11 protein-coding genes, 1 tRNA gene and 1 other RNA gene are annotated in these 13,019 nt (G+C 69.2%); 10 read left to right on the top strand and 3 right to left on the bottom strand.

Translation table 11 applies throughout. The annotated features are described in order from the left end of the window. Positions 1-8 precede the first annotated feature (8 nt). Complete coding sequence (gluQRS, locus tag ACFFJD_RS00955) at positions 9-905, bottom strand: tRNA glutamyl-Q(34) synthetase GluQRS (RefSeq protein ID WP_382359551.1); 897 nt, start codon at positions 903-905, stop codon at positions 9-11. Positions 906-1,040: 135 nt separating this feature from the next. Here gluQRS and gnd point away from each other — a divergent pair, with 135 nt between their 5' ends. The 3 genes from gnd to ACFFJD_RS00940 are packed head-to-tail and all read left to right on the top strand — an operon-like array spanning position 1,041 to position 4,665. Further along, entirely contained in the window at positions 1,041-2,495 is a 1,455-nt protein-coding gene (gene gnd, locus ACFFJD_RS00950; RefSeq protein WP_382359548.1) for an NADP-dependent phosphogluconate dehydrogenase, read from the top strand. Positions 2,496-2,551: 56 nt separating this feature from the next. After that, positions 2,552-3,604: an ATP-dependent DNA ligase gene (locus ACFFJD_RS00945; protein ID WP_382359545.1), complete on the top strand. Its 1,053-nt coding sequence runs from the start codon at positions 2,552-2,554 to the stop codon at positions 3,602-3,604. A gap of 2 nt (positions 3,605-3,606) precedes the next feature. Next, the gene (locus ACFFJD_RS00940) at positions 3,607-4,665 is read left to right on the top strand and encodes a DNA polymerase domain-containing protein (RefSeq protein ID WP_382359542.1); all 1,059 of its coding nucleotides are present in this window, start codon (positions 3,607-3,609) and stop codon (positions 4,663-4,665) included. Between the two features lie 4 nt (positions 4,666-4,669). On the opposite strand, the gene ACFFJD_RS00935 is transcribed toward ACFFJD_RS00940, so the two are convergent. Then, positions 4,670-5,056, bottom strand: a complete 387-nt coding sequence (locus ACFFJD_RS00935) for a VOC family protein (RefSeq protein WP_382359539.1) — start codon at positions 5,054-5,056, stop codon at positions 4,670-4,672. A 150-nt stretch (positions 5,057-5,206) separates the two neighbouring features. Here ACFFJD_RS00935 and ACFFJD_RS00930 point away from each other — a divergent pair, with 150 nt between their 5' ends. From ACFFJD_RS00930 to poxB, 4 genes are all read left to right on the top strand, one after another. Next, positions 5,207-6,295, top strand: a complete 1,089-nt coding sequence (locus tag ACFFJD_RS00930; RefSeq protein WP_382359536.1) for an HtaA domain-containing protein — start codon at positions 5,207-5,209, stop codon at positions 6,293-6,295. 96 nt (positions 6,296-6,391) lie between these two features. Then, entirely contained in the window at positions 6,392-7,558 is a 1,167-nt protein-coding gene (locus ACFFJD_RS00925; protein ID WP_382359533.1) for an AI-2E family transporter, read from the top strand. A gap of 41 nt (positions 7,559-7,599) precedes the next feature. Then, positions 7,600-8,043: a hypothetical protein gene (locus ACFFJD_RS00920; RefSeq protein WP_382359530.1), complete on the top strand. Its 444-nt coding sequence runs from the start codon at positions 7,600-7,602 to the stop codon at positions 8,041-8,043. A 113-nt stretch (positions 8,044-8,156) separates the two neighbouring features. Then, a complete protein-coding gene (gene poxB / locus ACFFJD_RS00915; RefSeq protein WP_382359527.1) occupies positions 8,157-9,890 on the top strand; it encodes a ubiquinone-dependent pyruvate dehydrogenase in 1,734 nt (577 codons plus the stop codon). A gap of 261 nt (positions 9,891-10,151) precedes the next feature. Here poxB and ACFFJD_RS00910 read toward each other — a convergent pair. Then, a tRNA-Ser gene (locus tag ACFFJD_RS00910) sits at positions 10,152-10,240 on the bottom strand. Between the two features lie 61 nt (positions 10,241-10,301). Between ACFFJD_RS00910 and ffs the strand changes: the two genes are divergently transcribed. The 3 genes from ffs (at position 10,302) to ACFFJD_RS00895 (ending at position 13,015) form a co-directional block, all read left to right on the top strand. Beyond that, positions 10,302-10,398, top strand: an RNA gene (gene ffs / locus ACFFJD_RS00905) — signal recognition particle sRNA small type. Between the two features lie 43 nt (positions 10,399-10,441). Beyond that, a complete protein-coding gene (locus ACFFJD_RS00900; protein WP_382359524.1) occupies positions 10,442-11,725 on the top strand; it encodes an aspartate aminotransferase type Ic in 1,284 nt (427 codons plus the stop codon). A gap of 12 nt (positions 11,726-11,737) precedes the next feature. Beyond that, complete coding sequence (locus ACFFJD_RS00895; protein ID WP_382359521.1) at positions 11,738-13,015, top strand: glycosyltransferase 87 family protein; 1,278 nt, start codon at positions 11,738-11,740, stop codon at positions 13,013-13,015. Positions 13,016-13,019 lie beyond the last annotated feature (4 nt).

The raw sequence follows: 13,019 nt of genomic DNA, 5'->3' as shown, positions 1-13,019 counted from the left end.
CGACGGCCTCAGCGCGGGCCGACGAAGGTCCACGGGGTCCGCGGCAGCGCGGCGGGATCGAAGCGCCGCAGCAGTTCCGACGCGGTCACCGGCTCGTCCGGCTCGGCCAGCCCGAGCGAGACGGCCATCATGCCCAGCACCTGCGGCGCGGTGTAGCCGTGCTCGGCGAGCTGGGCGAGCGTGATCGCACCGTCGCGCTTGGAGAGGCGAATTCCCTTGTCGTTCAACACCATCGGCACGTGGGCGTACTCGGGCACCGGGTGGCCGAGCCGCTGAGCCAGGTACGCCTGGCGGGGCGCGGAGGAGAGCAGGTCGTCGCCGCGGACCACCTGGTCGATGTCGAAGGCCGCGTCGTCGACCACCACGGCCAGGTTGTAGGCGGGTGTCCCGTCGCCGCGCAGCAGCACGAAGTCGTCGACGTCTCCGCGGTACTCGCCGTGCAGCACGTCGTGCACGGTGAAGGTGCGAGTGCGGGCGCGCAGACGAATCGCGGCGGGACGGTGGCGGCGCCGCTCCGCGCGTTCGGCGTGGGTGAGGTCCCGGCAGGTCCCCGGATAGGCGCCGGGTGGGGCGTGCGGGGCCGACGGCGCGTCCTGGATCTCCCGTCGCGTGCAGAAGCACTCGAAGGTCTCGCCCGCGGCGGCCAGTTCCTCGACCACCGCCGCATACACCGACAGCCGCTCCGACTGGGTCACCACCGGCGGTGACCAATCCAGGCCGAGGGCGGCGAGGTCGGCCAACTGTCGTTGCGCCGCACCGGCTTTGACGCGGTCCAGGTCTTCCATCCGGATCAGGAAGTCGCGGCCGCCGGCGCGGGCGAAGAGCCACGCCAGCAGTGCGGTGCGCAGGTTGCCGACGTGCAGATCTCCCGAGGGGGACGGCGCGAAACGGCCTGCGACGGTCATGGCGATCGAGCCTACCGGCCCCGCGCGCGCCGACGAACGCGGTTGCCCGCGCGGCCGGTCCCCTAGGATCGAGACATCGATGTCCGAGGGCCCGGGGGATTTCCGCAGGCCCGGCGATACCTCTCAGGAGATGGCATGACGACGTCCACCACCGGACAATCCCAGCAAGCACGCGGCGCCGCCGCCCCGATCGGTGTGGTCGGCACCGGCGTGATGGGCGCCAGCCTGGCGCGGAACCTGGCGCGCAACGTCGACGGTTCGGTGGCGATGTTCGACCTGGACCAGGCGAAGATCGACGCCGTCATCGCGGCGCACCCGGGGGAGGACCTGGTCGGCTACTCCGATCTGCCCGACTTCGTCGCCGGATTGACCTCGCCCCGAGTGATTCTGCTGATGGTGCCCGCGGGCGCCCCCGTCGACGCGGTGGTGGCCTCGCTGACGCCGCTGCTCGACGACGGCGACATCATCATCGACGGCGGCAACTCGCACTACCCGGACACCGAACGACGCGTCGCCGGCTGCGCGGCCGACGGCATCCGGTTCATCGGCATGGGTGTGTCCGGCGGGGAACAGGGCGCGCTGCTCGGACCGGCGATGATGGCCGGCGGCGACCCGAGCGTCTGGGCCGACATCAGCGGACTCCTCGAGCCGATCGCGGCTCGCGCCGACGACGGTCAGCCCTGCGTGGCGCTGGTCGGTTCCGGCGCATCCGGGCACTTCACCAAGATGGTGCACAACGGCATCGAGTACGCCGACCTGCAGTTGATCGCCGAAGCCTTCGCGGTGCTGCGCGCCGGCGGCCGCTCCGGGCGCGAGGTGGGCGAGATCTTCGCGGCGTGGAACGCCGGCGAGGGCCGCTCGTACCTGCTGGAGAGCGCGGCCACCGTGCTGGCGCAGGACGATCCGCAGACCGGCGGTGAACTGATCGAGCGGGTGTCCGACCACGCCAAGGGCAAGGGCACCGGTGCGTGGACGGTGATCGCCGCCGCCGAGCAGGGGGTGTCGGTCAGCGTGATCGCCGAGGCGCTGTTCGCGCGGTCGACGTCGTCGGCCACCGCCGAACGCGCCGTGTGGCAGGGCGACGCACCGCTGGTCGGCACCGTCGACCTGCCGGTGGACGTAGTGGAACACGGCTACCTCGCGGCGCGTTCGATCGCGTACCAGCAGGGCCTGGCGCTGCTGGCGGTGGCCTCCGAAGAGTTCGGGTGGAACGTGGAGCTCTCGCAGGTGGTGCGGATCTGGCGCGCCGGCTGCATCATCCGCGCCCGCTTCCTCGACGCGCTCTCGAAGGCCTACGCCGACAACCCGGAAGCCACGTCGTTCCTGGCGCTGGAGCCCTTCCGCACCGAACTGCTGGAGCGTCTGCCCAGCCTGCGCGCCGTGGCGACCGCAGCGATGGGCGCCTGCGTGCCGGTGCCCGCGCTGTCCGCGGCCCTCAACCACCAGGCGATGCTGATGACCGGTTCGCTGCCGACCGCGCTGGTGCAGTTGCTGCGCGACTTCTTCGGTTCGCACACCTACGAGCGCACCGACGCGCCCGGGCACTTCCACATCGTGTGGGAGGGCGACCGCAGCGAGCTTCGCAGCTGACGGCGGCCTCGCCGACAACGGTGCGCGCGGCCCGTCGGCGGCGGTAGCGTGACATCGTGGACCTTCCGGTGAACCCGCCCGTCGCCCCCATGCTGGCCAAGGCGGTCGCCGCGGTGCCCGCCCAGCCGGCCGACGGACCCGAGTGGTCGTACGAACCGAAGTGGGACGGCTTCCGCGGCTTGATCTTTCGCGACGGCGACGAGGTGGTGATCGCCTCGCGCGGTGGCAAGGACCTGGCGCGCTACTTCCCGGAGGTGGTCGAGGCGGCCCGCGCCGGGCTGCCCGACCGGGTCGTGGTCGACGGTGAGGTCTGCGTCCCCCGACGAGTCGACGGGGTGGTCCGGCTGGACTGGGATTCGCTCAGCCAGCGGATCCATCCGGCGGCCTCGCGGGTGGCGAAACTGGCCGAGGAGACTCCGGCGATCTTCATCGGTTTCGATGCCCTCGCCCTCGGCGACCGGGACCTGACCGGCGAGCCGTTCCGGACCCGTCGCGACGGCCTGCTCGACGCGATCTCCCGGGGCGGGCCGGGATCGTCGTTGCAGGTCAGTCGGGTCACCGACGATCCGCAGCAGGCGCAGGACTGGTTCACCGCCTTCGAGGGCGCCGGACTCGACGGCGTCGTCGCCAAACGCCTGTCCGGGCACTACCTGCCGGGCAAGCGCGACATGCTGAAGATCAAACACAAGCGCACCGCCGACTGCGTGGTCCTCGGGTATCGGGTGCACAAGAGCGGTACGGGGCTGGGTTCCATGCTGCTGGGCCTCTACGACGACGACGGCGACGTCCGCATGGTCGGCGGATCGAGTGCCTTCTCCGACGCCAAACGCCTTGAGCTGCAACAGCAATTCGAGCCCATGCGCCTGGACCCGGACGCGGTGGCGCCGGGCGAGGTGAACCGGTGGCGCTCGTCGGAGTCGGGGGAGTGGATTCCGATTCGGCCGGAGCTGGTGGTGGAGGTGGCCTACGACCAGATGGAGAAGGAGCGCTTCCGGCACACGGTCAAGTTCCTGCGGTGGCGCCCCGATCGGGACCCGGCCTCGTGCACCTACGACCAGCTCGAGGTGCCGCTCACCTACGACCTGTACGACGTTCTCGAAGGAGCGTGACCATGGCCAAGCCGCACCCGGAGATGCTCGACGTCGACGGCGTCGAGGTGAAGCTCACCAACCCCGACAAGATCTACTTCCCGCAGCTGGGCGCGGACGGCGGCCGCAAACGCGACCTCGTCGAGTACTACCGCACCGTGGCCACCGGCGGGCCGCTGATGACGGCGCTGCGGGACCGGCCCACCTACCTGCAGCGCTTCCCCGACGGGGTGGAGGGCGACCAGATCTATCAGAAGCACCTGACGAAATATCACCCCGATCACGTGCAGTCCACGCGCGTGGTCTTCCCGTCGCGCCGGACCGGTCAGGCGTTCTGCCCGCACCTCCCGGCAGACGCCGTGTGGGCGGCCAACCTGGGCACGGTCACCTTTCACACCTGGCCCACCGTCGCACCCGACAACGACCACCCCGATCAGCTGCGCCTGGATCTGGATCCGTTCGGGGACACCACCTTCGACGATGCGCGCCGCGTCGCCTTGGAACTGCTGCGACCGCTGCTGGACGAGTTGGGGATGACCGGCTATCCGAAGACCTCGGGCAGCCGCGGCGTGCACGTGTACGTGCCGATTCAGCCGCACTGGGACTTCATCGCGACCCGTCGGGCGGTGATCGCGCTCGCGCGGGAGCTGGAGCGTCGTGCCCCGGACCGCGTGACCAGCTCCTGGTGGAAGGAGGAGCGCGGTGACCGGATCTTCATCGACTTCAACCAGAATGCACGCGACCGCAGCATGGCCGCGCCCTATTCGGTGCGTCAGAGCCCCAATGCGCGCGTGTCCACGCCGCTGACCTGGGACGAACTGGTCGACGCCGAACCCGACCACTTCACCATCGCCACCGTGCCCGAGTTGCTGGCGCGGCGCGGCGATCCGTGGGCCGACCTGACCGCCGACCGCGTCGGGATCCAGACGCTGCTGGAGATGGTGGCGCGCGACGACGCCGACGGCCTCGGCGACATGCCGTACCCGCCGAGCTACCCGAAAATGCCGGGCGAACCCCCGCGGGTGCAGCCCAGCAAGAAGGTCGCCGAGCACTGGGACGACGAGGGCAATCGGATCGAGTGAATCCTCAGCCGGCGTAGGTGCCGAAACTCCACACGTTGCCCTCGGGATCGACGACGGAGAATCCTCGTGATCCGTAGTCCTCGTCCTTGAGCTCGCGGACCAGGCGCGCGCCGAGGGCGACGGCGGCGGCGTACACCGCATCCGGGTCGGACACCACCACGTAGGTGTTGCCGCTGCCCGGCACCGACGGAAAGTCGGGGGCGGCGGAGTGGACCATCACGCGGCCGCCGTCGGGCCAGCGCATCTCCGAATGCCGAATCCGGCGGTCGCCGTCTCCCTCCACCACGATGCCCGGTTCGAAGCCGAGCCGAGCGAGCCATGCGCGGGCGGCGAGCGGGTCGTCGTAGGTGAGGCCGGGCCAGATGTTGTGGTCGGTAACCGAGGTGTTCATGTCTCCAGTCTGCTCCGGCGAGAGTGCCCGGTATTGAAGAATCGGCATGAACTCCGGCCGGTCCCGGTCGGTGCGGGTGATCGACGTCCCAGGCATCTTCGGGACTTAGGTCCTTGTCGATCGGCGGAGAAGGTCGGTTAGGCTCAGCTAATGAAGTTCGTTCGTTCTGCGCTCATCATTCTGCTCGCGATGTGCACCGCGCTCGCGACGCTCGTGTGGGCTTCGCCCGCTCAGGCCGCACCGAAGGGCGCGTCCATCAGCGTCTATCTCGCCGACGGCGTCACCCCGGTGGGGCAGACGCAGTTGCACCCCGGCGACACCGTGGTGGTCAAGGGCCGCGGCTACGATCCGAACGCCAACGCCCAGGGCGGACTCCCGGTTCCGGTGCCCCCGGGCGTGCCGCACGGCACCTTCGTCACCTTCGGGGCTTTCGACCAGAACTGGCGTCCGTCCAAGGGCGCGCCGGAGTCCGCGCGGACCACCGATCGGACGCAGACCAAGTGGGCCATCTCCGAGGACGCGCTCAACCGCGTCCCCAACGTGCCGTTCGACATGCGACGCACGGTGCGGGTGGGTTCGGTGCCGCTGCACCGGGACGGCACCTTCACCGCCGAGGTCACGCTCACCACCCCCAAGGATGCGCCGGCCGACGGCCGCTGGGGTATCTACACCTTCGGCGCCGCCGACGCGGTGAACGCCGGGCAGGAGCGTTTCGTTCCGATCAACTACTCCACCGAACCGGGCCCCAACACGCCCAAGCCCGCGGTGAAGAACCTGGTGTGGGGCTACTCGCCGAGCTTCTACTCCACCGTCGTGAAGTCGACGCAGGGCGCTGTCGGCGGGAGCAACGGTGCGGCCGCGGGCAAGGACGGCAAGCTGTCGTACGAGCTGGTGTCGAACACGGTGCGCGACGGCAAGGGTGAGCTGCGGTACCGCGGTACCGTCGTGGCGCACACCAAGTTCCACCTGTACGAGGTCGCCCTCGTCGACCCGATCATCCGGGTCGACGGCACCAAGGCCGTGCTCAGCATGAAGACCTCGACCACCGACCAGAACGGTGTCGACGTGCTGCGTCGCGTCGACCTCGCCGACCTGACCCTGACTCGGGCCCAGCTCGCTCGCCTCGCGCAGAGCCAGGACGTCGTCGGTGTTCCGGCCGCTTTCCGCAGCGGGATCACCCCGATTTCGCTGGCGCTGCTGTCGCAGGGCGCCGCGTCGCCGGTCAGCATCCTGTTCTGACCCCGCGTCGCGTCGATCCGTGCCGCCCCGACACCCGCCCGTGGTGTCGGGGCGGACTCGTCAGTGCAGGTAGATAAGCTCGGCAGGGTGACCAACATGTCCGATTCCCCGAAGTCGCCGCTGGGTATCCGCGAGGCCGACGATGCCAAGGTGACGCCGGGGGTGCGGGTCGCTGCCGCCTGGACGTGGCGCCTGTTGCTCATCGGTGCCGGCATCGTGGTGCTCGGCTGGCTGTTCAAGCGCTACGAGGACGTCACGTTTCCGATCGCGCTGGCCCTGCTGTTCGCGGCGATGCTGCGGCCGCTGGTCGAGTGGTCGGTGCGCAAGGGCGTGAACCGGGTGGTGGCCGTGGTGGGCTGGGTGATCGTGGCGGTGCTGGCGGTCCTCGCGCTGCTGGGGTTCGTGGTGCAGCAGGGCATCTCGGGCGGGCCCGCGCTGGTTTCCGAGTTCACCAGCACGGTCGACGACGTGCGCAACTGGCTGCTCGACAGTCCGCTGCACTTCGATGATGCGCGGCTCAGCCAGCTCGCCAGCGAACTGGTGCACTGGGCGCAGTCGCACGAGAGCAGCCTGGCCAACAGTGCGGTGAGCACGCTCGAGTTCATGGCGCGCATCGGCACCGGCGTGCTGTTGACGATCTTCCTGCTCATCTTCTTCCTGTACGACGGCCCGCGGCTGTGGGGTTATGTCACGCGCCTGGTCCCGAAGGCCAATCGCGAGCATGTGCGCGGCGCGGGTGCGGCCGGTTTCGGCACGCTGGAGTCGTACGTCCGCGCCACCGTGATCGTGGCCGCCGTCGACGCTGCGATCATCGGCATCGGTCTGGCGATCCTGCGGGTACCGCTGGTGTTGCCGCTGGTCGCGGTCATCTTCCTGGGCGCGTTCATCCCGATCGTCGGTTCGTTCGTCGCCGGATTCCTGGCGGTCTTCGTCGCGCTCACCACGCAGGGCTGGGTCAACGCCCTCATCGTGCTGGGCATCTTGATCTTCGTGATGGCCTTCGAGGGGCACATCCTGCAGCCGTTCGTGCTCGGGCATTCGGTCCGCCTGCATCCGGTCGCGGTGATCCTGGCGATCGCCCTGGGCCTGATGTTGGCCGGGATCGTCGGCGGTCTGCTCGCCGTGCCGTTCGTGGCCTTCCTCGACACGGCACTGCAGTGGCGGCCGGGCCGGTCGCTCGACGACGAGCCGCGCCCCGACAGCCGCTTCACCGCCTGGGTGCGCCTTCTGGTGAGCCGCCGCCCGGGGCAGTCCCCGGCGTAGTGCGGGGGACTGGAATGTCGCGGAACGAGTCACGTACGAGCGTGTTGTTGGGGGCCGTAGCCGGGCTGCTCGTCATCGGAGTCGGCGCATTCGTGGTCTTGATCTCGGCATCTCACGACCAACAGGAGTCGGCCGTTCCCGCGGTGACGGAGATCGTGATCGACTCGGCGGCCCCGGCACCGCCACCGGTCGTCGTCGCGCCCGCCGAGGCTCCGCCGCCGGTGCCCGCTGGTTCCGTGGTGGTGCAGGGCGGCCAGTGTCTCCCGTCGGAAGTGCGCAGTTTCGGTACCGACGTCAACGGCCAGAGTCTCGTCTGCACATCGATGGGAGCGGTCGGCGGCTACGTCTGGGTGGGACACGCCCCGAACTCGGGTGAGGTCCACAACATCGGGGAACCCTGCGATCCCGCCGTCGACGGCGTCGCCCAGGACCCGGCCGGCTACGCGATCATGTGCGGCGGCGAAACCTGGACGGACGGTCCCTAGTCCCGAACGGCCGGCCACACCCGAGCGGGCTGCCGGATACACCCGTGCCAGGCGTCGGTCGCCCACTACCGTGGCAGAGGGAGTTGACCCGCGGCTCCTCGGAAAGGAAGGTCATGAGTTATACGGTTGCTGACCTGATCGTCGAGACCATCGCCGCCGCCGGGGTCGAGCGGATCTACGGTATTCCCGGCGACTCGCTCAACGGCTTCACCGATTCGCTGCGAAAGTCCGGCTCCCTGGCCTGGACCCATGTGCGGCACGAGGAAGCCGCGGCATTCGCGGCTTCCGGCGAGGCGGCCATCACCGGCCGGCTGGCGGTGTGCGCGGGCAGTTGCGGCCCCGGAAATCTGCACCTCATCAACGGGCTGTACGACGCCCACCGCTCGCGCGTTCCGGTCCTGGCGATCGCTGCGCAGATCCCCGCGGGCAACGTCGGCACCACGTACTTCCAGGAGACGCATCCGGAGCAGATCTTCGGGGAGTGCAGCGCCTACTGCGAGACCGTCACCACCGTCGAGCAGCTGCCGCACCTCATCGACATCGCCATCCGCACCGCGGTGGAGCAGCGCGACGTCTCGGCGCTGGTGATCCCCGGCGAGCTGTTCCTGCAGCAGATCGACCGTCCTGAGCGGGTGTCCCGGATTCACGCCGTCGAGACCGTCACCTACCCCGGCGTGGAGCCGCTGCGACTGGCCGGCATCCGCCTCAACGAGTCCCAGCGGGTCACGATCCTGGCCGGTGCGGGCGTCGAGGGCGCCCACGATGAGCTGATCGCGCTGGCCGCCGCGCTCAAGGCGCCGATCGTGCACGCGCTCCGCGGCAAGGAGCACGTCGAATACGACAACCCGTACGACGTCGGCATGACCGGGCTCCTCGGCTTCTCGTCGGGCTACCGGGCCATCGAACACTGCGACACCCTGCTGATGATCGGCACGGACTTCCCGTACTCGCAGTTCCTGCCGTCCAAGGCGTTCGTCATCCAGCTCGACATCCGCGGCAGCCAGATCGGTCGCCGGTGCCGCGTCGACCTGCCGATGGTCGGCTCGGCGATCGACACCCTCCCGCGCCTGACCGCACTGATCGCCGACGGTCGCGACGACAAGCACCTGCAGACCGCGCGTGAGCACTACGCCAAGACCCGCAAGGGGCTCGACGAGCTGGCGACCCCCGCCGGGTCCGGTCAGCCGATCCATCCGGAGTATCTGGCCGCGCTGCTGTCGGAGAAGGCCGACGACGATGCCGTCTTCGTGCCCGATGTGGGCTCGCCGGTGGTGTGGGCGGCCCGCTACCTGAAGATGAACGGTCGCCGCAGGCTGATCGGCTCCTTCAACCACGGGTCCATGGCCAACGCGCTCACCCAGAGCATCGGCATCGCCGCCGCGGCACCGCAGCGGCAGGTCGTCGCGCTGGCCGGTGACGGCGGCTTGGCGATGATGCTCGGCGAGCTGCTGACGCTGGTGCAGAACCGTCTGCCGGTGAAGGTGGTGGTCTTCGACAACAGTTCCCTGAACTTCGTCGAACTCGAGATGAAGGCCGCCGGCATCGTCAACTTCGGCACCGACCTCACCAACCCGGACTTCGCGGCGCTGGCCGAGTCCGTCGGGATCTGGGGTCGGCGTGTCACCGAGTCCGCCGACCTGCCGTCGGCGATCGACGACTTCCTGGCCCACGAGGGACCGGCGCTGCTCGACGTGACCACCGCGCGCCAGGAGCTGTCGATCCCGCCCACCATCTCGGCGGCGCAGGCCAAGGGGTTCGCGCTGTACGCCCTGCGGACCGTGCTGTCCGGCCGCGGCGACGAGCTCGTCGACCTCGCCGAGACCAACCTGCGTAAGCGCCTGATCTAACCCCCCGCATCCCCGCCCCCCATACCCGCCCAACCCCCCCTACCTGGGATTTCGCGTGTCGCGACCCATCCTTCGTGTCGACGGGCTGCAGCCTCGGCGACACGAGGTACGAGTCGCGACACGGCGGGCAGGGTCGGGAGGGCGGGAAGGGGTCGGGCGAGGATAGGGGAGCCGTCGCTTCGCTTCTCCCGAATCCGCTCTGTTTTCGGCCAGATATGGCTGTGGCCCCACCTTCGTTCCTCAGGTGGGGGCCACAGCCAATGGCGGAGGATAGGGGATTCGAACCCCTGAGGGCTATTAACCCAACCCGCGTTCCAGGCGAGCGCCATAGGCCACTAGGCGAATCCTCCAGCGGTGATGATCGTAACGGGTGGCCGGGTGTTAACTCAAAACAGGGCCCGCTACACTGGTCCACGGATCCCGCGCGGCGTGCATCCTGTGAACTCCCCCAGGGCCGGAAGGCAGCAAGGGTCAACGGGCTCTCTCGGGTGCGCGGGGTCCGCTTATCTTTGGACACATACTCTGCCTGGGTTTTTTGAAGGGTTCCGGCGTTGAATTTCCACTCGATGACGGCTGACCAGCTTCGCGATACCCAGGCCGACCTGCGCAAGCGCTACGACGCACTGTGCGACGCCGGCCTGTCGCTGAACCTGACGCGCGGCAAGCCCGCGCCGGATCAGCTGGACCTCTCCGAAGGGCTCCTCGCTCTGCCGGGTGTCGGCAATCACACCAGCCCCGACGGCACCGACTGCCGCAACTACGGTGGCGTCGCCGGACTGCCCGACCTGCGTGCGATCTTCGGCGAACTGCTCGGCACCGGACCCGACCGCATCGTCGCGCAGAACAACGCGAGCCTGCAGATCATGCACGACCTCACCGTCTTCGCCCTGCTGCGCGGCACCCCGGACTCGGAGCGGCCCTGGTCGCAGCACGACGGCCCGATCAAGTTCCTCTGCCCGGTGCCCGGCTACGACCGTCACTTCGCGATCACCGAGCAGTACGGCATCGAGATGATCAACGTCCCGATGAACCCGGACGGACCCGACGCGGCCGCTTGCGCCGAACTCGTCGCCGCCGACCCGTCGATCAAGGGCATGTGGGTGGTCCCCACCTACTCCAACCCGACCGGGTACTCGGTGAGCGAAGACGTGGCCCGCGGCCTGGTCGCGCTGCCGGCCGCCGCCCCCGACTTCCGGATCTACTGGGACAACGCCTACGCGGTGCACACCCTCCTCGACGAGGCGCCGACGCCGCTGCCGATCCTCGACCTGGCCGCCGAGGCAGGCAACCGCAATCGCGTGTACGTCTTCGGCTCCACCAGCAAGATCACCTTCGCCGGCGGCGGCGTGGCCTTCTTCGGTTCGTCCAAGGAGAACCTGGACTGGTACACCGGCCACGCGAACATCGCCACGATCGGTCCGGACAAGCTCAACCAGCTGCGTCACCTGCAGTTCTTCGGCGACGCCGACGGTGTCCGCGCCCAGATGGCCCGCCATCGCGCGCTGATCGCGCCCAAGTTCGAGCTGGTCCTGCAGATCCTGGAAGATCGTCTGGCCGAGTCCAAGATCGCCCACTGGACCGATCCCGAGGGCGGCTACTTCATCAGCCTGGACGTCATCGACGGCACCGCGGCGCGCACCGTCGCGCTCGCCAAGCAGGCCGGGATCGCGCTGACCGCGGCCGGTGCCACGTTCCCGTACAAGAACGACCCCGACGACCGGAACATTCGGCTCGCCCCGACCTTCCCGCCGATCGACGAATTGGCCACTGCGATGGACGGTGTGGCGACCTGCGCGCTGCTGGCGGCAACCGAGAAGCTGCTCGATCGTTTCTGATCGGGTGGCGGAGTGAAACTGGAACGCTCGACGCCGCTGCTCGTCGTCTTCGGTGTGCTCGCCGCGCTGGCGATGTGGGCGCAGCACGCGATCATCCCGCTCACTCAGCCGCACTGGGGCCTGTTCGACTACCAATTCGACCTCGACGTCTATCGGGCCGGGGCCCAGGCCGTCCTCGACGGCGACGACCTCTACCGGGTCAAACTGCTCGGCCAGATGGACTTCACCTACGCGCCCATCTCCATCCCCTTCTTCATCCCGATGGCGCTGCTGTCGACGGGCCTGGCACACGTGCTGTGGAGCGCCGGCGTGCTCGTGGCCCTCTACGGCGTCATCGTCCTCGGCTTTAGGAGCCTCGGTCATCGGGCGACGTGGCGACTGCACCTGATCGCGGTGTTCCTCGTCGTGATCTCCCTGCTGCTGGAACCGATCCGCACCACCATCTGGTTCGGGCAGATCAACGTCTTCCTGATGTTGGCGATCCTGTGGGATCTGTTGCGCGGGGAGGACTCCAGGCTGCGCGGGGCCGCGACCGGTCTGGCGGCGGGGATCAAACTCACGCCCCTGCTGTTCGCGGTGTACCTGTTGGCGATCCGGCAGTGGCGGGCCTCGGCCACGCTCGTCGGCGCGTTCGCGGCCACCATCGCCGTCGGTTTCGCGATCATGCCGCGGGCGTCGTGGGACTACTGGACCGACACGCTGTTCGACTCCGATCGGGTGGCCTCCCCGCAGACCGCAGGGAATCAGTCCATTCGCGGTGCCCTGGCCAATCTGGGGCACACCGACCATCCGAGCACACTCGCCTGGCTGGCGTTGTCGGCGGTGGTGGCGCTGCTCGGGCTCGGCGCGGCCGTGCTGGCCCACCGTCACGGCTCCGAGCTGCTGGCCCTGTCCCTGGTCGGCATGACCTCGTGCGCGGTCTCGCCCGTCTCGTGGGGACACCATTGGGTCTGGCTGCTGCCCCTGCTGATCGTGGCGATCCACCTGGTGTTGACCCTGCCGAGCGTGCTGGGGCGCGGCCTGGTGGGAGCGGCCATGATCGGCGGCTTCGCGATCTCGGTGGCCTGGCGGCACCATCTCGCGCACCCGATCTGGTACGTCAACCGCGCGGTCGACGAGGCCTACCTGACCGGCATGTTCTTCAAGGGCGTCGGGCACTGGTATCGGTTCTTCACCGTCCAGCCGTACAACGTGATCCTGGTGGTCACGGCGGTCGCCGTGATCGTGGTCTACGGCTTCGGGGTGGGCCGATCGACGCCGCCCGCAGACGCTGTCACCGGTCGCCGGTAGGGTT

The sequence above is a fragment of the Gordonia phosphorivorans genome (genome assembly GCF_042432625.1).
Lineage (GTDB): Bacteria > Actinomycetota > Actinomycetes > Mycobacteriales > Mycobacteriaceae > Gordonia > Gordonia phosphorivorans.
The sequence above is the reverse complement of the archived record's forward strand: the minus strand, read 5'-3'. Positions and strand labels throughout refer to the sequence as shown.

Excerpts from the sequence above, each read along its gene's own strand:
- gluQRS (WP_382359551.1), bottom strand. The coding sequence starts at position 905 with ATGACCGTCGCAGGCCGTTTCGCGCCGTCCCCCTCGGGAGATCTGCAC.
- gnd (WP_382359548.1), top strand. The coding sequence starts at position 1,041 with ATGACGACGTCCACCACCGGACAATCCCAGCAAGCACGCGGCGCCGCC.
- ACFFJD_RS00940 (WP_382359542.1), top strand. The coding sequence starts at position 3,607 with ATGGCCAAGCCGCACCCGGAGATGCTCGACGTCGACGGCGTCGAGGTG.
- ACFFJD_RS00935 (WP_382359539.1), bottom strand. The coding sequence starts at position 5,056 with ATGAACACCTCGGTTACCGACCACAACATCTGGCCCGGCCTCACCTAC.
- ACFFJD_RS00930 (WP_382359536.1), top strand. The coding sequence starts at position 5,207 with ATGAAGTTCGTTCGTTCTGCGCTCATCATTCTGCTCGCGATGTGCACC.
- ACFFJD_RS00925 (WP_382359533.1), top strand. The coding sequence starts at position 6,392 with ATGTCCGATTCCCCGAAGTCGCCGCTGGGTATCCGCGAGGCCGACGAT.
- poxB (WP_382359527.1), top strand. The coding sequence starts at position 8,157 with ATGAGTTATACGGTTGCTGACCTGATCGTCGAGACCATCGCCGCCGCC.